Below are 20,812 nucleotides of genomic sequence, written 5' to 3' on the forward strand. Positions count from 1 at the left end.
AGCGGACGCGGCAAAAAACCCCGACGGCTTCTCCCCCCCTTTTTTCCTCCCCCCATCCACCCCCACCGCGGCACTCCCCCCCGCCTCCCCACACTACCTCGGCTTCGAACTACCTCGGCGATCTAGGCGGCCTCGTCCGCGAGCTTGTAGCCCAGCCCTCGCACCGTGAGGAGCAGCTGCGGGGAGCCCGGGTCCGCCTCGATCTTGGAGCGGATCCGCTTCACGTGAACGTCGAGCGTCTTCGTGTCGCCGACGTAGTCCGCGCCCCACACCCGGTCGATGAGCTGCCCGCGGGTGAGCACGCGACCCGCGTTGCGCAGCAGCAGCTCCAGCAGGTCGAACTCCTTGAGCGGCAGGGACACCGCCGCGCCGCCCACCGTCACGGTGTGCCGCTCCACGTCCATGCGCACCGGCCCCACCTCGAGGACGGGCTCGCCGTCGTCGTCGTGCCCGTTCGACGCCGCCTCCGGCGCCGACGGGCCGCGCCGCCGCATCACCGCGCGCATGCGCGCCAGCAGCTCGCGGAACGAGTACGGCTTGGTGACGTAGTCGTCCGCGCCCAGCTCCAGGCCCACGACCTTGTCGATCTCCGAGTCCTTGGCCGTCAGCATGATGACCGGCACGTCACCGCGCTGCCGCAACTCCCGGCACACCTCCGTGCCGGACAGGCCGGGCAGCATGAGGTCCAGCAGCACCAGGTCGGCGCCGCCGTCGTCGTACGCGGCCAGCGCGTCCACCCCGTTCGAGGCCTCCACGACCTCGAAGCCCTCCCGGGTCAGCTGATATGTCAGGGGGTCCCGGTAGGACTCCTCGTCCTCGACCACCAGGATGCGCGTCACGCACCTACCTCCTCGTCCGTCGTGTCCGTTGTCTGGCTCTGGTCGTGCTCGGCCGCCGGGATGCGCAGGGTGAACGTCGAGCCCTTGCCCGGCTCCGACCACACCTGCACGTCACCACCGTGGTCGGCCGCGACGTGCTTGACGATGCTCAGGCCGAGGCCCGTGCCGCCCGTGTCGCGGGAGCGCGCGGGATCCACGCGGTAGAAGCGCTCGAAGACGCGGTCCTGCTCGTCGACGGCGATGCCCACGCCCTGGTCGACGACGTCGATCTCCACCAGGCCGTGGCGCTCGCGGACCCCCACTCCCACGCGCGTGTTCTCGGCCGAGTACGCCACCGCGTTGTCCAGCAGGTTGCGCACCGCCGTCACCAGCAGGTTGTGGTCGCCGTAGACGAGCACGTCCGCGGTGCCGCCCACCGCGATCGTGATGTTCTTCCCCTGCGCCGTGGTGCGCGCACGGTCCACGGCCTCCGCGACGACGTCGCGCACGGGGATGATGCTGACCTCCTGCAGCGCGCCGGCCACCTGCAGGCGGGACAGCTCGATGATCTCGTGCACCAGCGCGGAGAGCCGTTGCGCCTCCGCCTGCATGCGCTGGGTGAAGCGGCGCACCGCCACCGGGTCGTCCGCGGCGTCCTGCACCGTCTCCGCGAGGAGGGCGAGCGCGCCGACCGGAGTCTTCAGCTCGTGCGACACGTTGACGACGAAGTCGCGGCGGATCGCCTCCACGCGACGGGCCTCCGTGCGGTCCTCGGCGAGCACCAGCAACATGTCGGGCCCCACGGGCGCGACCCGCACCTGGAGCAGCACCGTGCCTGAGCCGATCGGCCCGCGCGGCAGCTCGAGCTCCTTCTCCCGGATCACACCGTCGCGGCGCACCTGGCGCACCAGGTCGATGATGGCGGGGTGCTGGAGGGCGTCGTTGCGCACCACGCCCAGCGCGTACGCCGGGGGCGACGCCCGCACCACGTCATCCTCCCCGTCCAGGACGACCGCCGCCGACCGGAGCACCGCGAGCACGCGGACGAGACCCTCGTCGAGCTCGGCGGGAGCCGCCTCCGGCGACCGCTGGTGGGCGCGCTCGGAGAAGCGGAAGGCGACCGTGGCGATCACGCCCACCACGACGCCGAAGATGCCCGCGACGACCGCGGTCACGCCCGGGATGATTCCGTCCACGCACAGCAGCCTAGGTGGCGTCGCCGCGGGAATCCGTCGTGGAGCGGAACTGCTCAGCGAGCCGTCGCCCACTGTTCACCTCCGACCCTCCCGGAGTTCACCTGGGCGCCCCCGGCGCGTCCACGGCGCGTGGCAGGGTGCCGTCAGAACCCTTCTTCCCGAGAGGACAGCGATGCGAGAGATCTTCGAGGCCGAGCTGCGTCAGGTCGGCGACGACCTCATCGAGATGAGCCGGCTCGTCGAGTCCGCCATCCGGCGCGCGGGCGACGCCCTGCTCGAGGCCGACCACCAGCTGGCGCAGGAGGTCATCGCCTCCGACCACGCGATCGACCGGCTCGAGTCCGAGCTCGACGAGCGCTGCGTGCACCTGCTCGCCCAGCAGCAGCCCGTCGCCACCGACCTGCGCGTCGTCATCTCCGCGCTGCGCATCAGCGCGTCGCTCGAGCGCATGGGCGACCTCGCCCGCCACGTCGCCGAGATCGCCCGCGGTCGCTACCCCGCGCAGGCCGTGCCCGCGCCCGCGCGCGAGACGTTCGTCAAGATGCACGGCGCCGCGGTGCACGTCGCCCAGCGCACGACCGCGCTGCTCGCCACGCGCGACGTCGCCCTCGCCGCCGAGGTGCAGCAGGACGACGACCTCCTCGACGCCCTGCACCAGGACACCTTCGCCGCGACGCTCGACCCCGAGTGGCCCGGCACCACGCAGGAGACCGTCGACGTCACGCTGCTCGGCCGCTACTACGAGCGCTTCGGCGACCACGGCGTGTCCGTCGCCCGCCGCATCACGTTCCTCGTCACGGGCAACTTCGACGACGAGCACGCGCGCGCGGACGCCTGAGCCTCTGCTGGGCCGTGGTCGGGTCGGCGAGGTAGGCCGGGCTTACCTCGCCTCGCTCGTGCCTGCCTCAGCGCGCGTGGCGGCGTCGACGGCAGCGCGTGCGGCGGCGACCCGTCGGCGCGGGTCCATCAGCACGTCGACGGCGTCGATCCACTGCTCGACGGCGGCCGGTAGGCCGCGCACGGACTCTCCCGCGGCGTCGCGCAGCAGCTCCGGGACGCCGCGCAGGCTGCGGAAGGGCCGGTCGAAGAACGGCTCGGTGGCACCGCCGTCGAGCGCGGGCAGGCCAAGGTCGCGCTGCCGCTCGTGCAGGACGTCGCAGGCGTCGCCGAGGGCGGCGTCGCGCTCCTGCCAGGTCGGGGCGGCGAGGGCCCGCGCCAGGTGCGGTCCCGCCGTCGCCGCGGACGGCGCGCCGGCGAACGCCGTGCCGAGCCACTTCGGGTAGGGCGGCCAGCGCCGCTCCAGCAGCAGACCCAGGCGCAGCAGCGAGCCCGTCAGCCGGGCGGCGAGGACGCGCGAGCCGACGTCGTCGCCGCGAGAGCCGGTGCGGCCGACGAACGGCAGCTCCTGCCCGACGCGGGCCCACTCGGCGGCCAGCACGTGCAGCCAGACGTCGTCGGGGTACCAGGCCAGCCGCTCGCGGATCGCGGAGAGCTCGCCCGGGCCGTCGTGGAAGACGGGGCCGGCGGTCACCTCCAGCACGCTCTGCCCCGTCAGGGACAGCCAGCCCACGGCGTCGTCGAGGTCCGTGACCGGGTCCAGGCCGAGCCGCGACCGCGCGAAGGCGCGGGGTGTCGCGACCTCCACCCGCTGCCGCACCACCGGCTCCCAGGTGGTCGCGAACCGGGTGGGCAGGCCGGCGTGCTCGGCGGGCAGCGAATCTTCCAGGAACGCGTCCACGGGCGCGACGTCCGCCTCGTCGACCAGCAGCGTGAGGCGCAGGCCCCAGTCGTGGTCGCGCGACGTCTCGTCGTCGAGGCCGAGGACGTCCGACCCGCTGCCCAGCCGGGCCGCCGCGTGCGGCAGGCCGGGGCGCCAGCCGTCGAGCAGCGGCCGCACGACGTCCGCGTAGTAGGCCCGAGCGAGGCCGATGCCGGAGGTCACGGGGCTGGAAGTCACGGGGCCGGAGGTCACGCGGTCAGCCTGCCAGCAGGGACGACGAACCCCGGACCCTTTTCGGGGTCCGGGGTCCGGGGTGTCGAGCTACCGGCCGCGGCCGGCGGGCGTCACTTGCCCTGGTTCGCGACGGCCGCGATGGCGTCCTTCGCGGCCTCCGGGTCGAGGTACGTGCCGCCCGGGTTGGTCGGCTTCAGTGTCTCCTCGTCGAGCTCGTACACCAGCGGGATGCCCGTGGGGATGTTGAGCCCGGCGATGGTCTGGTCGTCGACGCCGTCCAGGTGCTTGACAATGGCGCGCAGCGAGTTGCCGTGCGCGGCGACGAGGACGGTCTTGCCCGCCTGGAGGTCCGGCACGATCTCGCCGTCCCAGTACGGCAGGGCCCGGTCGAGCACCTGCTTGAGTGCCTCGGCGCGCGGGATCGGCTCGCCGGCGTAGCGGACGTCCGCGTCCTGCGAGAACTCCGAGCCCAGCTCGATCTCGGGCGGCGGCACGTCGTAGGAACGACGCCAGAGCATGAACTGCTCCTCGCCGTACTGGTCGCGCACCTGCTTCTTGTCCTTGCCCTGCAGGTCGCCGTAGTGGCGCTCGTTGAGGCGCCAGCTGCGCTTGACCGGGATCCAGTGACGGTCGGCGGCGTCGAGGGCCAGGTTCGCCGTGTTGATGGCGCGGCGCAGCAGCGACGTGTGCACGACGTCGGGAGTGACGCCCGACTCCTTGAGCAGCTCGCCGCCGCGCTTCGCCTCCGCGGTGCCCTTCTCCGACAGGGGCACGTCCACCCAGCCGGTGAAGAGGTTCTTCGCGTTCCACTCGCTCTCGCCGTGGCGGAGCAGCACGAGGGTGTAGGTCATGGGGACCATCCTGCCTGCTGGACGCCGGCGCCCGCACCGCGGGTCGGATCCCGGGACGCCGGCGTCCGCACCTGGCTTGACTGGACCAGGGGTCTCTCTCAGGAGTCCACGCGCTCCAGCACGAACACCGGGATCTGGCGGTCCGTCTTCCGCTGGTAGTCGGCGTAGTCCGGGTATGCGGCGACGCACCGCTCCCACCAGAGCGCCTTCTCCTCGCCCGTCACCTCGCGGGCGTCGTACTCGTGCTTCTCCGGGCCGTCCTGCAGCTCCACGCGCGGGTTCGCGAGGACGTTGTAGTACCAGACCGGGTGCTTCGGCGCCCCACCCAACGACGCGACGACGGCGTACGTGCCCTCGTGCTCCACGCGCATCAGCGGCGCCTTGCGCAGGTGGCCCGTCTTCGCGCCCACCGTCGTGAGGATGACGACGGGCATCCCGCGCATCGTCGTGCCCTTCGTGCCGCCCGAGCTCTCGTACTGCTCGACCTGCTTCGCGGCGTGGGCGGACGGACTGGGTGCGTACTCTCCGGTGATCGGCATGTCACTTCCAAGCCGTCGCCCGGGCCACGCATTCCCGGTCCGCTAGGCTCCACCGGTTGCCCCAGGCCTGAGACAGCGAGGAAGACCGTGGCGAGACCGAGCACCCTCACCGTCTTCGTGACGGACCGCGCGTCCCTCGGCGCCGCCCCCAGCCCGCAGGACGTGCCCGACCGCTCGGCCGACCGCCGTCGCATCGTCACGACGAGCGTCGTCGCCGCAACCCTCGTGGTCGGCGGCGCCGTCGGCGCGTTCGCGCTGGGGCCCGGCGTGGGCCGCACCCTGTGCGCCGTCGGGGCCGCGGTCGTCGTGGCGCTCTGGCTGTTGCTGGTGCGGCCGCAGCTCGTCGTGCTGCGCTGGGACCGGTCGTTCGCCCGCCTCGCCGCGCGGCCGGAGCGGGCCGAGGGGCGGATCGCCGGGCTGGAGCTCACGTGGGACCGCGAGCGCACGAAGTGCTCCGTCGCCGGTCGGATCGCCTACGCCGGCGCCGACGGGAGCGCCCACGAGCTCCCGATCGCCGTCTCCTCGAACCTCACGTGGCGCCTCGACGCCGCGCAGGCGCCGGGCGAGGACTCCCCCGTCGTCGTCTGGCACACGCCGGACCACGCCGTCGCCCAGGCCGTCGTGCTGGTGGGGGAGGCCGCCACCCCGACCGCGTAGCGCGGGCTACTGGCGACGCGCCCGGTGCACCTTCGCCGCCTGCTCGTACACGTCGAGCATGGCGGCGGCGGCGCGGTCCCAGCTGAACCGTTCGCTGGCGCGGCGGGCGCCGCCGGCGAGGCGGGCGCGGCGCTCGTCGTCGGTGAGGAGGTCGCCGAGCTCGCGCGCCCAGGTCCAGGGGCTGTGGTCGGGCACGAGGACGCCGGACACACCGTCGACCACGACCGTCTGCAGCCCGCCGACCGCGGCGGCGACGACGGGCGTGCCGGCGGCCTGCGCCTCGGCGGCGACGAGGCCGAAGGACTCGTTGTGCGACGGCACGGCGACGACGTCCGCCGCGCGCAGATAGTCGACCAGCTCCTCGCGGGGCACGGGCGGGCGCACGACGAGGTGGTCGGTGACGCCCACCTGGTGGGCGAGGGCCTCGAGCTCGCGCACCGCCGTCGCGCGACCGCTGGCGCCGCCCAGGACGACGAGCACGGGCACGCGCGACCCGCCGCCGTCGCACCACGCCTCCGCCTCGGTGGCGTCGTCGGAGCTGGCGTGGTCGGCGAGGACGCCGAGGGCGCGGACCAGCACGTCGGGGCCCTTGAGGAGCTGGACCCGGCCGGCGAACAGCACGATCTTGCGGTCCGTGGGCAGGCCGAGCCGCTCGCGCAGCTCGCGTCGCACGTCGCAGGCGTCCTGCCCGGGGCCGGGCTCCAGGGGGCGGAAGACGTCGAGGTCGACGCCGGGCGCCACCACGTGCACGAGGTCGGGGTCGGCGCGGTACTCCTGCTCCAGGTCGTGGGCCTCCTCGCGGGTGGAGGCGACGAGCCCGTCGGCGGCCTCCACCACCTGCTCCTCCCCCACGATCCGGCCCACGGGCTCCGGCGCGTCCCCGGGCGCGAGGGCCGCGTTCTTCACGCGCGCCATCGTGTGCATGGTGTGCACGAGGGGGACGTCCCAGCGCTCCGCGGCGAGCCAGCCGACCTGCCCGGAGAGCCAGTAGTGGCTGTGCACGACGTCGTACCAGTGCGGCGGGCGGTGCGCCTCGGCGCGCAGCACGCCCGCGGTGAACGCGCAGAGCTGGCCGGGCAGGTCGTTCTTGTCCAGGCCCTCGTACGGTCCGGCGGCGACGTGCGCCACGCGAATCCCCGGCTCGACGTCGACGCACCGCGGCTGCGCGGACGTCGTCGCTCGCGTGAAGATCTCGACCTCGGCCCCGCGGCGGGCCAGCGCGCGCGCCAGCTCCAGCACGTAGACGTTCATGCCGCCCGCGTCGCCGGTGCCCGGCTGGTCCAGCGGCGACGTGTGCACCGACAGCATCGCCACCCGCGGGCCGAGGCGCGTCGCGTCGGCCGAGGTGCTCATCACGACTCCAGCACGCAGGCCGGCGGTGTGGGCAGGACGTGGCGCGCGACGACCTCGCCGGCGCCGGTCGTCGGGTCGAGCCGCACGGTCGCGAGCTCGCTGCGGCCCTGGAGGGCGACGACGACCGTCTCGGCGTCGTCCCCGCTCCCGCCCAGGACGGCGTGGTGGCGCGGCCACGCGCCGTCGCCCAGCGGGACGTCGACGAGGTGCTCGAGGGTGGGCACGCCGCCGTCGGCCGGGCCCACCGCGAGGACGGCGAGCACGTCGATGCCCCGCACCCCGACGTGCAGACGGGTGCCGTCGGCGCTGAGGGTCACGTGGGCCGGGAAGTCGCGCCCGGCTTCGGCAGCCGGGGAGACCGGCACCGCGGCGGCGGGCGTCCAGCCCGCGCCGTCGCGCACCAGCACGTGGGCGCGGGCGTCGAGCTCGCCGACGACGACGAGCGACCCGTCCGCGAGGGTGACGAGGTGGCGCGGCCCGGTACCCGGCGGCAGGACCGCCGCGACGTCCGCCGGGGCGCCCGCGTCCGCGCCCTTCGCCGGGTAGCGACGCACGACGTCCGCGCCGAGGTCGCACACCAGGACGGCGTCGCCCGCGTCGGCCACGAAGTGCGCGTGCGGGCCGGACTGCCGCTCCACGACCGGGCCGCTGCCGACCCCGGGGTGCGTGACGACGCCGTCCGCGGCGAGATCGCCCGTCGCCTCGTCCACCGGCACCGCCGCGGCCACGCCGTCGCCGTAGTTCGCCAGCCAGACGACGTCCCCGCGCGCCAGCACGTGGCACGGGTCGTCGCCGCCGGACGCCACCGAGCCCGACGGCGCGAGCGTCACGGCCCCGTCGGCGTCCTCCACCCGGAACGTCGTGAGCGTGCCCGCGGGCGTCTCCCCCACCGCGTAGAGCGAACGCCCCGACGGGTGCACGGCCAGGAACGAGGGCGACGTCGCCGCCACGGCCGGCACCGCCGAGGCGACCGAGCCGTCCGCTCGGTCCAGCGCGACTCGCCAGATGCTCTCGCCGCTGCCCGGCTCCGCCCCCGGCTGCGGGTAGGTGCCGACCCAGAGCTGCGCCCGAGCGCCCGTGTCCGTCATGGCCTCAGCCTATGACCGCGGGGGTGCCGGGCCAGAACGCGTCAGCGGTCGACGGACACGGTGAAGGACACGGTCGACGGGACACCGGTGGAAGGCCGCCCTTCGGCCGCTGCGCACTCCCGGAGGGTCAGGCTGCTGCCGGTGGGGGCCCGGAATCGGGCGGCTCGGAGCGGGACGACGCCGTGCCGGGAGGTTCCGGGCCGGCCACCCTGGGTAGCTCGTCGGCGGGGCGGTCGGTGTCGTGGATGCGGTCGTGGTGGACGTGGCCGGTCGGCGAAGTCCAGGCCAGGGTGCCGTCAGGCAAGGGGTTCACGGTCCACCGCGTCTGGTGCTTGAGCACGTGATGATGACGGCACACATGAGCGAGGTTGTCCGCGGTGGTACGCCCACCGTCGGCCCACGCGGTCAGGTGGTCGACGTCGCACCGCTCGGCGCGTCGCGTACAGCCCGGGAACCGGCAGGTCACGTCACGGGCCGCCAGCAGGGTGCGCAGCGCCGCGGGGACGGTGTAGGTGCCGGGGTCGGTCGCGAGGACGCGCCCGTCGACGGGGTCGACCAGCAGACGCCGCAACGACGGCGCCCGAGCGGTCAGCACGGTGGCGGTCTCCGGGTCCAGGGGCCCGTGGCCGTCCAGATCGGCCGGCCCCTCGCCACCCAGCAGCGTCATGACAGGGACCGTAACCCGCACCGTCGGCGTGATCCGACGGGCCAGATCACCCAGGTCAGCAACGTGGTCAGGAACATGGTCAGGGACGTGGTCGGGCACCTGGTCCGAAACAGTGCCCGACACCTCGCCCGACACCTCGCCCGACACCTCGCCCGACACCTCGCCCGACACCTCGCCCGACACCTCGCCCGACACCTCGCCCGACACCTGGCCCGACACCTGGCCCGACACCTGGCCCGACACCTGGCCCGACACCTGGCCCGACACCTGGCCCGACGCGCTCGTGATGTCGACGTCCGCGAACGCGTCGGTGCCTGCAGGGATGCCAGCAGCGGCGCTCGTGCTGGTGCTGGGGGTGGCAAGGAGGAGGTCGGCGAACGCGTCCGCACGCAGCTGCGCCGTGGTGCGCGGGTCACCCTGACCGCCGACGACCCGTGCGGTCGCGGTGAGGCGGTCGAACGCGGCGTGCGCCTGCACGGCGGGCAGGTGCGCGGTGAGCCAGGCCATGCCGTCCCGCCCCGGATCGAGAAACACCGCACGCTTGGTCGCGGCCTGCCGGTGACGTTCCGCCAGGGGTGTCGGATGGGCCAGGTCCCGCGCCCGCCGCAACCGCGAACGAAACTGGGCAGGTGTGGTCCGCGCCGCCAACGGCAGAGCGGCTGCCTCGACCCGCGCCCGCGCCTCAGCATCGGGGACCTCGGCCAACGTGTCCGCCATCGCCCGCGCATGCAACGCCGAGAACCGGCCACGACACAGCTCCACCAGCGTCACACCGGACGACCCCGCCGTACCCTCTGACGCGTCGACATCCCCTCCCGCGCAGGCGTGCTCGGCAGCCTCGGCCAAGGTGCGGGCGGTGTCGACGAGATGGGACGCCTGCACCTCGCTCATCCGCAACGCCGTCGCCAGGTCCGCGACGAACGCCCGCTGGGCGAGCTCACGGCGCCGCACCGCCGACGCCCGCCGCAGCTCCACGTCGGCATCGTCCACCAACGACGCCTCACACCCGCGGGCCGCACGACGGGAGTGTTCGACCGCCAACAGCAGCCGACCCTCCAGAGCGTCGATCTGCTCCCGGATCGCCACGGCGTCGTCGATCCCTGCGGACACCTCGTGCACGGACGGGCGAGGACCGGGATCCACCGCCGCGAGCACCTCACCGAGCGTCACCGTGCGCACGTCGTCGGGCACGGCATCGGGCATGGTGCCGACCGCGTCGTCGGGAGCAGGCAGGGTGTCGAACATGTGTTCGATTCTAGCGGTGCGCAGGCATGCCGAACAAGGCCTGTGGACAAGGAAACCCCAGGTCAGCCACCGGTGAAGCGTCGACGGGGCCGACGGCGCAGTCGGACGACCACCCTTCGAACGCACGCGACCCCGGCCGGAACCCCGGCCGGGGTCGTGCGGTGCGCAGATGGTGCGACAGGGTCAGTGCGCGGCCTCGTAGGCGGCCATCACCGTGGCGGAGATGCGGCCGCGGTCGCTGACCTCGTGGCCGTTCTCGCGGGCCCACTCGCGGATCTTGGCGAGCTGCGCGCGGTCGGTGCCGGTGCGGCGGGCGGCGGCACGCGTGCCGCCCCCGAGCCGTGCGGAAGTCTTGCGGCCGTGCCCGATCCAGGTCGCGAACGCGTCGCGGAGCTCCGACGCGTGCGCGGACGTGAGGTCGATCTCGTAGGAGACGCCGTCGAGGGCGAACGTCACGGTCTCGTCCGCGTCGCTCCCGTCGATATCGTCGATCAGGACGATCTGCTGCTTCTGAACCACGTGAATGCCTTCCGGTCATGAAGAGATGACATCGTTGAGAATGCCTTCTTCGTCACCGAAAAGTCAACGCGAAACGCGTGCGGCCCGCAATATCGAGAAGAATTCAGCGGGATTCCTGCTCGGCGGTCGCAGCCGCGGCAGCGGCGGCGGCCTCTTCCGCGTCCATCCTCTCGAGAGCGAGACGCTCGTTCCGGTCCGCGTGCAGGATCTTGCGCATCGCGAGCCAGAAGAGCAGGCCCACGCCGACGGACGGGGCGAGTCCGCTCATGATCGCGAGAAAAGTGTCCATGGGATGTCTTTCGTTAGGCCGTCGGCTTGACGAGCGGGAAAAGGATGGTCTCGCGCACGCCCAGGCCGGTGAGCGCCATGAGGAGTCGGTCGACGCCCATCCCCATGCCGCCCGACGGCGGCATCGCGTGCTCCATCGCGCTGAGGAAGTCGTCGTCGAGGGCCATCGCCTCGTCGTCGCCCGCCGCGGCGAGGCGCGCCTGGTCCTCGAAGCGCTGCCGCTGGATGACCGGGTCGACCAGCTCGGAGTAGCCCGTGCCCAGCTCGAAGCCGCGCACGTACAGGTCCCACTTCTCGACGACGCCGGGCACGGTGCGGTGCGCGCGCACCAGCGGCGACGTCTCGACCGGGAAGTCCCGCACGAACGTCGGCGCGTAGAGGCCGTCGCCCACGTGGTGCTCCCACAGCTCCTCGACGAGCTTGCCGTGGTTGACCTTCTTGGGGTCGATCGAGATCTCCGCCTTCTCGGCCAGCTCCGTGAGGTGCTCGACCGTGGTCTCCGGCGTGATCTCCTCGCCGATCGCATCCGAGAGCGAGCCGTACATCGTGATCTGCGCCCATTCGCCACCGAGGTCGTACTCCTCGCCGTCGGGAAGCGTCACGACCGTGGTGCCGAGAACTTCGCGGGCCGCCGTCTGCACGAGATCCTGCGTCAGAGCACCGATGGAGTTGTAGTCGCCGTACGCCTCGTAGGCCTCGATCATCGCGAACTCCGGCGAGTGCGTGGAGTCCGCGCCCTCGTTACGGAAATTGCGATTGATCTCGAAGACCTTCTCGACACCGCCGACGACCGCGCGCTTGAGGAAGAGCTCGGGGGCGATCCGCAGGAAGAGGTCGATGTCATAGGCGTTCATGTGCGTCATGAACGGCCGCGCCGACGCGCCCGAGGCGATGGTCTGCAGCATCGGGGTCTCGACCTCGAGGAAGCCCCGGCCGTGCAGGTTGTCGCGCAGCGAACGCACGACGCCCGCGCGGGTACGGACCATCTCGCGGGCCGCGGGGCGCGCGATGAGGTCGACGTACCGCTGGCGGACGCGGGCCTCCTCCGACAGGTCCTTGTGCAGCACCGGCAGCGGGCGCAGGGCCTTCGCCGCCATCTGCCACGAGTCGGCGAACACGCTGAGCTCGCCGCGGCGCGACGAGCCGACGCGGCCGTGCACGAACAGGTGGTCGCCCAGGTCCACGTCGGACTTGAAGGACGCGAGCGCCTCCTCGCCGACCTCCTTGAGGCTGAGCATCGCCTGCAGGCGCCGCCCCTCGCCGTCCTGGAGCGTGACGAAGCACAGCTTGCCCGTGTTGCGCAGGAAGACGACGCGGCCGGCGACGCCGACGACGTCCTCCGTCTCCTGGCCCGCCTCGAGGTGCCCGTAGCCCTCGCGCACCGCGGCGATCGAGTGCGTCACCGGCAGCGCGACGGGGTACGGCTCCACGCCCTGCTCCAGCAGCCGGTCGCGCTTCTCCCGGCGCACGCGCATCTGCTCCGGGAGGTCGTCCGTGGCCGCGGCGGGGTCGACGGCGGGCACGGCGGAGGCGGGGTTCTGCGGGGAGGTCACCCAGAGATTCTACGAGCGATCACCGGGTGCCGGGATCAGGGGCGGAGGTCGAGGGCGAGGTCGAGGATCGGCGCCGAGTGCGTGAGCCCGCCGACGGACAGGTAGTCGACGCCGGCCCCTGCCACCTCGCGCGCGCGGTCGAGGGTGAGGTTGCCGGTGGCCTCGAGCTCCACGTGCGCAGGGACGCCGTCGCGCCCCTGCCGCGCGCGGACCGCGGCCACGGTGTCGGTGAGCACGGGCGTGGGCATGTTGTCGAGCAGCAGGAAGTCCGCGCCGGCGTCCAGCGCCTCCAGCGCCTGGGCGGTGGTGTCCGCCTCGACCTGCACCAGCACGTCGGGGAACGCGCCCCGGACCGCGTCGATCGCGCCGCGCACGGACCCGGCGGCCACGACGTGGTTGTCCTTGACCATCGCGACGTCGTACAGGCCCATCCGCTTGTTGGTGCCGCCGCCCGCGCGGACCGCGTACTTCTCCAGCGCGCGCAGGCCGGGGGTCGTCTTGCGGGTGTCGAGCACCTGCGCGCCCGTGCCGGCGAGCTCGCGCGACCACGCCGCGGTCGCCGTCGCGACGCCCGACGCGCGCGAGGCCAGGTTGAGCAGCGTCCGCTCCGCGACCAGCAGCACCTGCACCGGGCCCTCGAGCGCCGCGAGCATCTGGCCGGCCGCGACGGCGTCGCCGTCCTGCGCGTGGAACGTCACCGTGGGCGCCGGCAGCCCGAGGCGGCCCGCGACCTGCGACAGCACCTCGGCCACGACGACAAGCCCCGCCACGGTGCCCGCCTGCCGGGCGACGAGATCCGCCGTCCCCGTGGCCGACGCCGGCACCGTGGCCTGCGTCGTGACGTCGCGGCCCGGCGCCGCGCCGAGGTCCTCGTCCAGCGCCGTCTCGACGACGCGGGTCACCCACCCGGCGTCCAGACCGGGCTCGACGGCGGACGGTCGGTCGTGCACGGGCAGGTCCGTGCGGGTCTGGTCGGCACGGGTCTGGTCGGCACGGGTCTGGCCGGGGCGCAGGTCGGTCACGCGTCGCAACGCTACCCGCCCGCCGTCGGGCACCCGTCCCGCCGAGGTAGTTCGAACCCTGCCGAGGTAGTTCGAGCCCTGCCGAGGTAGTTCCAGATCTGCCGAGGTAGTGGTCTGGTCCACTACCTCGCGGAGATCTGGACTACCTCGGCAGGATGCGCACTACCTCGCGGCGATCGGGACTACCTCGCGGAGGGCGCCGTCGTCGTCGAGGGCGAGGGTGATGCGCCGCTGCCAGGCGGGGTCCGGCGCGGGGAAGTCGGTGCGGAAGTGCCCGCCCCGGGACTCGGCGCGCACCCACGCGGCGTGCACGAGGGCGCTGGCCACCTGGTGCACGGTGGTGGTCTCCCACTCGGCGACCTGGGGGTCGGCGACGACGTCGTCCGCGCGGTGCGCGTCGGTGCGGACCGCGGCGAGGAGGCCGGCGGCGCGCTCGAGCGAGTCGGCGGAGCGCACCGGGCCCGCCCCCTCGGAGGTGACGCGCTGCACGCGCGAGCGGGCGGCGGCGGCCACGAGGGCGGACCCGCCGGGGCGCTCCTCGGGGTCCGGGGCGGACCGGAGCTCGCCGTCGGACACACGCTGCGCGACGTCGCGGGCCGCGGCGTGCGCGAAGACCAGCCCCTCGAGCAGCGAGTTGGACGCGAGCCGGTTGGCGCCGTGCACGCCCGTGCACGCGACCTCCCCGACGGCGTACAGGCCGGGGACGGAGGTGCGGCCGCGCACGTCGGTCACGACGCCGCCCGAGTGGTAGTGCTGCGCGGGCGCGACCGGGACGGGCTCCTCGGTCCAGTCGATGCCCTGCGCGAGCAGCCGTGCGGTGATGGTCGGGAAGCGGCGTCGCAGGAAGCCCGCGCCCAGGTGCCGGGCGTCCAGCAGCACGTGGTCCGCGCTCGTGGCGGCCATGCGCCGCACGATGGCGTGCGCGACGACGTCCCGCGGCGCCAGCTCGGCCAGCTCGTGCTCGCGGGGCATGAAGCGGTAGCCGTCGACGTCGAGCAGCAGCGCGCCCTCGCCGCGGACGGCCTCGCTGATGAGCGGCTGCTGGCCCTTGGCGCCGAGCCCCTGCCACAGCACGGTGGGGTGGAACTGCACGAACTCGAGGTCGCCCACGGAGGCGCCGGCACGCAACGCGGCGGCGATGCCGTCGCCCGTGGCGGCGGGCGGGTTGGTCGACGAGCGGAAGACCTGGCCGATGCCGCCCGTGGCCAGCACGACCACCGGCGCCAGCGCGGCGCCCACCCCGTCGCGGCTGCCCGCCCCGCGCACGTGCAGGGTGACGCCCGCGGCCGGACGGCGGCCGTCGGGGCCGGGGGCGCCGGTGAGCACGTCGAGCACCAGGGCGTTCTCCAGCACCTCGATGCCGGGGTCGTCGCGCACGGCCTCGATCTGCGCCACCAGGGCGCGCGAGATCTCGGCGCCGGTGGCGTCGCCGCCCGCGTGCACGATGCGGTCGGCGCGGTGGCCGCCCTCCCGGGTGAGGGCGATCTCGCCGTCGGGACCCACGTCGAACGACGTGCCGCGCGCCACGAGCTCGCGCACGCGGTCCGGCCCGTCGGTGACGAGGACGCGCACGGCCTCGGGGTCGCTCAGGCCGCCGCCGGCGGCGAGCGTGTCCGTGAGGTGCGCGTCGGGGGTGTCGTCGGGGTGCAGGGCCGCCGCCACGCCGCCCTGCGCCCACACCGTGGAACCGGAGGACAGCGCGCCCTTGGTGACCAGCAGCACGCGCGGCACGCGGGTGCGCAGCTCCAGCGCCGCCGTCAGGCCGGCGATGCCGGTGCCGACGACGATCGCGTCGGCCGTGGTGGTCCAGCCGGGGGCCGGGGCGACGAGCGCGCGGGCGAGCCGCGGCCCGTTCACGGACGGGTCACCGCAGGCGTCACCGGACGGCCGCGAAGGGGACGCCGCTGGACTCCAGGCCGAAGCCGTCCGGCACCTGGCCCGGGTCGTCGTCGAGCTCCACGACCCGGTTCTCCGGGTCGACGAAGACGACCGCCGGGGAGTAGGTCCGCGCGTCGGCGTCCGACATCGTCCCGTAGGCGATGACGATGACGGTGTCCCCCGGGTGCACGAGGTGCGCGGCCGCGCCGTTGATGCTCACCTGGTGGCCGCCGCGCTCGCCCGGGATGACGTAGGTCGTGAGGCGGGCGCCGTTGGTGACGTCGACCACGTCGACCTGCTGGCCGGGGTACAGGTCCGCGGCGTCGAGCAGGTCGGCGTCGATGGTGATGGAGCCGACGTAGTGCAGGTCCGCCTGCGTCACGGTGGCGCGATGGATCTTGCCGATCATCATCGGCCGCTGCAGGGAGGCGGGGCGGTTCGCGTGCTCAGTCACTGGTGTTCTCCTGTGGGCTCGCGCCGGTGGCGGGGCCGCCGGCGAGGTCCACGGCCTGGTTGTCGATCAGTCGGGTGGCGCCGACACGCGCCGCCACGAGGAGGAGGGCGGAGCCGCGGAAGTCCGCGGGCACCGGGTCCACGGTAGTCGGGTCGACGAGTGCCAGGTAATCGGGTTCAACACCGGCGCCCGCCTCCAGGATTCCCGACGCCGCCGCGCGGACGGCCTCCGGGCCCTCGGCGGCCGCGCCGGCGCCGGCCCGCAGCGCGCGCGACAGCGTGAGGGCGGCGGCCCGCTCGTCGTCGGACAGGTAGGCGTTGCGCGAGGACATCGCGAGGCCGTCGGGGTCGCGCACGATCGGCACGCCGAGCACCTCGACGTCGACGTCCAGGTCGCGCACCATGCGGCGCACGGCCAGCAGCTGCTGCGCGTCCTTCTCCCCGAACAGGGCGACGTCCGGGCGCACCAGGTGCATGAGCTTGAGCACCACCGTGAGGACGCCGTCCAGGTGTCCGGGGCGCGACTCGCCCTCCAGCACCTCGCCGACGTGCCCCGCCGAGACGCGCACGACCGGGTCCCCGTCGGGGTAGACGACGTCCGGCGTGGGCGCGAACACCAGGTCGGCGCCCACGCTCGCCAGCTTCGCGACGTCGCCGTCCAGGTCGCGGGGGTAGCGGTCCAGGTCCTCCCCGGCCCCGAACTGCAGCGGGTTGACGAAGATCGTCACCACCACCTGCCCGGTCGGCCCGGCCGCCTCGCGCGCCCGGCGCACGAGCTGCAGGTGGCCGTCGTGCAGCGCCCCCATCGTCATGACGACGGCGCGACGGTCCGTGGGCTCCGGCCCCGACAGCGTCCACGCGGTGAGCGCGTCGTGCAGCTCCGGCCGGGTGCGCACGACGGCGGGCGCCGCGGTGGTGGGGGTCTGGTCGCTCATCGTGGCTCCTGTGGTGGGTCGACTGGTGGGTCGACGCGGTGCGGGTCGTCGGGGTGGGGCGGCGCATCGGGCGCGAGCGCGTCGAGCAGCTCGCGGGCCGCGCGGTCCCCGATGCGGTGGGCGGCGAGCGCGCGGCTCGTGGCGCCGCGGGCCAGCTCGGTGTACGACGCCGGCACGTCGGTGGCGCCGGTCCGCGCCGCCAGGTCCCGCAGCACGTCGAGGTGCGTGCGCACGGTGCCGACGTCGCCCCGCGACACCGGCCCGGTGAGGGCGGAGATCGCGCCCGGCCCCTCGCCGTCGCGCGCGTCCGCGGCGCGGGTCGCGCCGTCGAGGGCGGCCGAGAGCAGGGGCGCGAGGGCGCGGCCGGGCTGCTGGACGCCCGCGGCCTCCAGCGCCTGCGCCGCCTGCGCGACGAGGACGACCAGGTGGTTCGCGCCGTGCGCGAGGGCCGCGTGGTACAGCCCGCGCGCCTCCTCCGCGACGATCACGGGCTCCCCGCCGACCTCGACGACGAGCGCCTGGCCGATCGGCTGGACCGCCGCCGGCGCCGTGACGGCGAACGTGCAGCCCTCCAGGCGGTGCAGGTCGAGCGACGTGCCGGTGAACGTCATCGCCGGGTGCAGCGCCACCGGGATCGCGCCCGCCCGCCGGGCCGGGTCGAGCACGGCCGCGCCGTACCGGCCCGACGTGTGCACGACGAGCTGACCGGGCTGCCACGCGCCGAGCGCCGCGAGCCCGCCGACGACGTCCGCGAGCGCGTCGTCGGGCACCGCGAGCAGCACCATCTCGGCGCGCTCCACGACGTCGGGCACCTCCAGGTGCGGGACGCCCGGCAGCAGCGTCGCGATCCGCTCACGCGACTCCTCGCTGACGCCGCTCGCCCCCACGACGGTGTGCCCCGCCGCGCGCAGGGCGCTGCCCAGCACGGCGCCGACGCGGCCGGCGCCCACGACGCCCACCCCGAGGCGGCCCGGCCGCGCTGACGGCGGGGTCGGCCGGTCGGTTCCCGCGTCGTCGGTGGCGCTCACCGCGGGCCCTCCATCCAACGCTCGGGCCCCGCGTGGGCGCGGGCCTCCCGGGCGCGCACGGACTGCTCGTCGAGCAGGCGGGCGGCCTCGTCCTCGTCCAGGTGGTAGACGACCGGGCTGATCGGTCCCGGCGTGGAGTGCAGCGCGAACGACGCGAGACCCCGCCGACGCTGCCACGGGCCCTGCTCGAGCCCGAGGGACTGGGTGCGCTCGTGCGGCACCACCTCGAGGCGGCGCACGAACCGGCCGCCGCGGGCCAGCAGCGCACGGCCCGTCACGGCGTACCCGTTGCGGCGCCAGCTCCACGGGTCGAGCAGCCGGGCCCGCCGCGGGCTGGTGACGAACCAGCGGTCCGTGCGGGCGTCGCCGGTGAGGGCCTCGTCGAGCAGGGCGAGCGTGTCGTCCGGGTCGGCCACCTGGAGGTCGGGCAGCACCAGCCACAGGGCGGTGAGCGCCTCCTCGCGCGGGCCGACGGGCAGGAGCACGTGCTGCTGCTCCCCCTGCTGGCCCTCGCCGCCGCCGTAGCCGGCCACGTTGACCTTGACGCGCCACCAGTCCGGCCCGCGCCACAGCGGGCCCTGCGTGAGCGACACCGCCTGCACGCGGCCCGGCGGGATGGTCTGCGCGCGCGTCTCCAGCAGCCCGTGGCGCAGGCGGATGCCGTCGGGCGACAGCGCCGCACGGAAGCCGAACTCCCCCGCGAAGCGCTGGAAGATGTACCCGCCGACGCCCAGGATGGCGGGCAGCGCGGAGAACAGGATGCTGACCTCGCGGGTGACGAACACCGCCACGCCGATACCGACCAGCAGGAGCACCGCGATCCACAGGCCCGGCATCCGCAGCAGCGACAGCAGCAGCCGCGTGGGCGGCACCTCGTACACCTGGCGCTCGGGCGCCTCGGGGGCGACGTCGTCCGCGGGCTCCGGGCCGGCCGCCGGCGCCACCGTCCCGGCGGGCTGCACCAGGGCGTCGTCGCCGGTCGCGGCGTCGCCCTCCGGCGCGGGACCCGCCGGGGCGGCCGACGACTCGGCGCGGTGCGCGGCCTTGACCCCCGCGGCGCGGGCGAGCAGGTCCGCGCGCAGGTGCTGCGCGTCCGCCTCCTTGAGGAAGCCGATCGCCACGCCCGAGTCCGAGCCGCCCGCCACCTCGAGCCGCAGCTCGGCCAGGCCGAACAGGCGCGCCAGCAACGGCTGGCGCACGTCGATCGCCTGCAGCCGGTCCAGCCGCGCGTGCCGCTGCTGCCGGAACAGGATGCCCTTGCGCAGGTGCACCGCGTCGTCGTCCACCGCGTACGCCGTCATGCGCCACGCGAGCGCGGCGTAGCCGAACACGATCCCGACCACGACGACGAGCCCGAGGAGCACCATCCACCACAGGCCGCGGATCTCGCCCGCCGCCTCGACCGCCCGGGCCACGTCGTCGAGCACCTGCTGACCGGCGATGACGAGGATGGCGACCACGGCCGCCCAGCCGCGCACGAACGGCGTCACCGGGTGCACGCGGCGCCAGGACAGGTCCCGGCGCGCGGACGGCGCGCCCGGGTCGGAGACGCCCGGGACGGAGGCGCCCAGGTCAGGGGCGCCCGGTGTGGCCGGGCCCGGCGTCGCGCCGGGGGCCGGGGTCGCGCCAGGAGTCGGGGTGCTCACAGGCCCGCCAGCCTCGCCTCGCCCCGCGCGGTCAGCCGGTCGCGCAGCCGCTCGGCCTCGTCGGGCACCAGGCCCGGGATGTCCGCGTCCGTGCCCGCCGACGCCGTGTGCAGCTGGACCTTCGCGATCCCCAGCTTCCGATCCAGCGGGCCGGCCTCCACGTCCACGTACTGCATGCGGCCGTAGGGCACGACGACGAGCGAGCGGAACATGATGCCCTTGCGGATCAGCAGGTCGTCGGCGCGCTCGGCGTACCCGATCGCGCGGACCTGGCGCGGCACGAGGAGCACCGCCCACAGCAGCAGCGCGGCCGGCACCCCGGCGAGCAGCCAGAACCACGGCGAGACCAGGACGGCGAGCACCACGCCCGCGACGATCGGCACGGCCAGGGTCACCGACGCCGAGATGAGCCGCGCCGGGACGAGCCTCGGCGACACGCGCTGCCACGCGACGTCCGGCGGGTCGAAGGGACCGGTCTGGCGCGCGGCCGGGTGGTCCGCGCCCGCGGGGATGCTCGTCATGGCTCCATCCTTCCATCCGGGCACCCCGGGCCACATCGTCCGTCGGTCCCGGTCCGCGCCGCCGCGGGTCCGACGGAAGTCGGAGGCGGTCGTCCGACGGCGAGTCCGCGCGCCGTCAGGACGGCAGCGGGTCGGCGTGCTCCTCCGTGTCACCCTCGGCGTCGTCCGACGGCGGCAGCTGGCAGAACTTCTCGACGACGAGCCCGACCACGCAGAGCACCAGCGCGCAGCCCGCGGCGATCGCGGAGGCGATCGCCTGGTCGCGCCGCGCCTCGACCTGGAGCTGGCCGAGCACCACGAGCACGCTCGCGACGTACCGTCCCGCGAGCAGCGCGCCCGTCAGCGCCCCGGCCTTGGCCAGGACGAAGGTGCGCGCCGCGCGCAGGGGGTCGAGGCCGGGCCGGTCGCCCTTCTGGTACGCGCGCACGGCCCAGCCGGCCCAGAAGATGCCGCCGGCGAGCGCGAGCATCGCGACGTCCTCCACCCACGCGACCGTGGGCAGGTAGACGCCGCGCGACTCGAGCAGCCGCAGCAGCCCCGCGCCGCCCACCGCCACGACGGCGAAGACGGCCGCGAGCAGGCGGACGGAGGTGCGGCGCAT

The 20,812-nt window shown here is 74.6% G+C and carries 21 protein-coding genes; 2 read left to right on the forward strand and 19 right to left on the reverse strand.

Annotation, left to right across the window (positions count from 1 at the left end; translation table 11 throughout):
* Positions 1-122: 122 nt before the first annotated feature.
* Both ACWF41_RS12965 and ACWF41_RS12970 read right to left on the reverse strand, forming a co-directional pair.
* Positions 123-839, reverse strand: coding sequence for a response regulator transcription factor (locus ACWF41_RS12965; RefSeq protein WP_380318413.1), 717 nt, complete (start codon positions 837-839; stop codon positions 123-125).
* Entirely contained in the window at positions 836-2,014 is a 1,179-nt protein-coding gene (locus ACWF41_RS12970; protein WP_380318416.1) for a sensor histidine kinase, read from the reverse strand. The genes ACWF41_RS12965 and ACWF41_RS12970 overlap by 4 nt, the downstream gene beginning before the upstream one ends.
* A 172-nt stretch (positions 2,015-2,186) precedes the next feature.
* Between ACWF41_RS12970 and phoU the strand changes: the two genes are divergently transcribed.
* Positions 2,187-2,852, forward strand: a complete 666-nt coding sequence (gene phoU, locus ACWF41_RS12975; protein ID WP_380318419.1) for a phosphate signaling complex protein PhoU — start codon at positions 2,187-2,189, stop codon at positions 2,850-2,852.
* Between the two features lie 42 nt (positions 2,853-2,894).
* Here the strand turns inward: phoU and ACWF41_RS12980 are convergent, their stop codons facing one another.
* The 3 genes from ACWF41_RS12980 to ACWF41_RS12990 form a co-directional block, all read right to left on the reverse strand.
* On the reverse strand, positions 2,895-3,986 hold the full coding sequence (locus ACWF41_RS12980) for a DUF4037 domain-containing protein (RefSeq protein WP_380318422.1): 1,092 nt from the start codon (positions 3,984-3,986) through the stop codon (positions 2,895-2,897).
* 92 nt (positions 3,987-4,078) lie between these two features.
* Entirely contained in the window at positions 4,079-4,819 is a 741-nt protein-coding gene (locus tag ACWF41_RS12985; RefSeq protein WP_380318425.1) for a phosphoglyceromutase, read from the reverse strand.
* Between the two features lie 98 nt (positions 4,820-4,917).
* Positions 4,918-5,358, reverse strand: coding sequence for a nitroreductase family deazaflavin-dependent oxidoreductase (locus ACWF41_RS12990; RefSeq protein WP_380318428.1), 441 nt, complete (start codon positions 5,356-5,358; stop codon positions 4,918-4,920).
* Positions 5,359-5,445: 87 nt separating this feature from the next.
* Between ACWF41_RS12990 and ACWF41_RS12995 the strand changes: the two genes are divergently transcribed.
* Entirely contained in the window at positions 5,446-6,015 is a 570-nt protein-coding gene (locus ACWF41_RS12995; RefSeq protein WP_380318431.1) for a hypothetical protein, read from the forward strand.
* A 6-nt stretch (positions 6,016-6,021) separates the two neighbouring features.
* On the opposite strand, the gene mshA is transcribed toward ACWF41_RS12995, so the two are convergent.
* The 14 genes from mshA to ACWF41_RS13065 form a co-directional block, all read right to left on the reverse strand.
* Positions 6,022-7,368 (reverse strand): D-inositol-3-phosphate glycosyltransferase, encoded by a 1,347-nt coding sequence (gene mshA, locus ACWF41_RS13000; protein WP_380318434.1) that lies wholly within the window; start codon positions 7,366-7,368, stop codon positions 6,022-6,024.
* A complete protein-coding gene (locus tag ACWF41_RS13005; RefSeq protein ID WP_380318437.1) occupies positions 7,368-8,456 on the reverse strand; it encodes a lactonase family protein in 1,089 nt (362 codons plus the stop codon). The genes mshA and ACWF41_RS13005 overlap by 1 nt, the downstream gene beginning before the upstream one ends.
* A 127-nt stretch (positions 8,457-8,583) precedes the next feature.
* Entirely contained in the window at positions 8,584-10,494 is a 1,911-nt protein-coding gene (locus ACWF41_RS13010) for an HNH endonuclease signature motif containing protein (protein WP_380346985.1), read from the reverse strand.
* A gap of 57 nt (positions 10,495-10,551) precedes the next feature.
* Positions 10,552-10,887, reverse strand: a complete 336-nt coding sequence (locus ACWF41_RS13015) for a histone-like nucleoid-structuring protein Lsr2 (RefSeq protein WP_380318443.1) — start codon at positions 10,885-10,887, stop codon at positions 10,552-10,554.
* A 103-nt stretch (positions 10,888-10,990) separates the two neighbouring features.
* Positions 10,991-11,176, reverse strand: coding sequence for a hypothetical protein (locus ACWF41_RS13020; RefSeq protein WP_380318446.1), 186 nt, complete (start codon positions 11,174-11,176; stop codon positions 10,991-10,993).
* A 13-nt stretch (positions 11,177-11,189) separates the two neighbouring features.
* Positions 11,190-12,728, reverse strand: coding sequence for a lysine--tRNA ligase (lysS, locus tag ACWF41_RS13025; RefSeq protein WP_380318449.1), 1,539 nt, complete (start codon positions 12,726-12,728; stop codon positions 11,190-11,192).
* 35 nt (positions 12,729-12,763) lie between these two features.
* Entirely contained in the window at positions 12,764-13,684 is a 921-nt protein-coding gene (gene nadC / locus ACWF41_RS13030; RefSeq protein ID WP_380318490.1) for a carboxylating nicotinate-nucleotide diphosphorylase, read from the reverse strand.
* A 228-nt stretch (positions 13,685-13,912) separates the two neighbouring features.
* Entirely contained in the window at positions 13,913-15,607 is a 1,695-nt protein-coding gene (locus ACWF41_RS13035) for an L-aspartate oxidase (RefSeq protein ID WP_380318452.1), read from the reverse strand.
* 19 nt (positions 15,608-15,626) lie between these two features.
* Positions 15,627-16,040: an aspartate 1-decarboxylase gene (panD, locus tag ACWF41_RS13040; RefSeq protein ID WP_380318493.1), complete on the reverse strand. Its 414-nt coding sequence runs from the start codon at positions 16,038-16,040 to the stop codon at positions 15,627-15,629.
* 34 nt (positions 16,041-16,074) lie between these two features.
* A complete protein-coding gene (gene panC / locus ACWF41_RS13045; RefSeq protein WP_380318455.1) occupies positions 16,075-17,016 on the reverse strand; it encodes a pantoate--beta-alanine ligase in 942 nt (313 codons plus the stop codon).
* Positions 17,013-18,044 carry a Rossmann-like and DUF2520 domain-containing protein gene (locus tag ACWF41_RS13050; protein WP_380318457.1) on the reverse strand — a complete coding sequence of 344 codons (1,032 nt, stop codon included), beginning with the start codon at positions 18,042-18,044 and terminating at the stop codon, positions 17,013-17,015. The genes panC and ACWF41_RS13050 overlap by 4 nt, the downstream gene beginning before the upstream one ends.
* On the reverse strand, positions 18,041-19,690 hold the full coding sequence (locus ACWF41_RS13055) for a PH domain-containing protein (protein WP_380318459.1): 1,650 nt from the start codon (positions 19,688-19,690) through the stop codon (positions 18,041-18,043). The genes ACWF41_RS13050 and ACWF41_RS13055 overlap by 4 nt, the downstream gene beginning before the upstream one ends.
* On the reverse strand, positions 19,687-20,211 hold the full coding sequence (locus ACWF41_RS13060) for a PH domain-containing protein (RefSeq protein ID WP_380318461.1): 525 nt from the start codon (positions 20,209-20,211) through the stop codon (positions 19,687-19,689). The genes ACWF41_RS13055 and ACWF41_RS13060 overlap by 4 nt, the downstream gene beginning before the upstream one ends.
* 115 nt (positions 20,212-20,326) lie before the next feature.
* Positions 20,327-20,812 carry a DUF3180 domain-containing protein gene (locus tag ACWF41_RS13065; RefSeq protein WP_380318464.1) on the reverse strand — a complete coding sequence of 162 codons (486 nt, stop codon included), beginning with the start codon at positions 20,810-20,812 and terminating at the stop codon, positions 20,327-20,329.

The sequence above is a fragment of the Isoptericola sp. NPDC055063 genome, assembly GCF_053608125.1.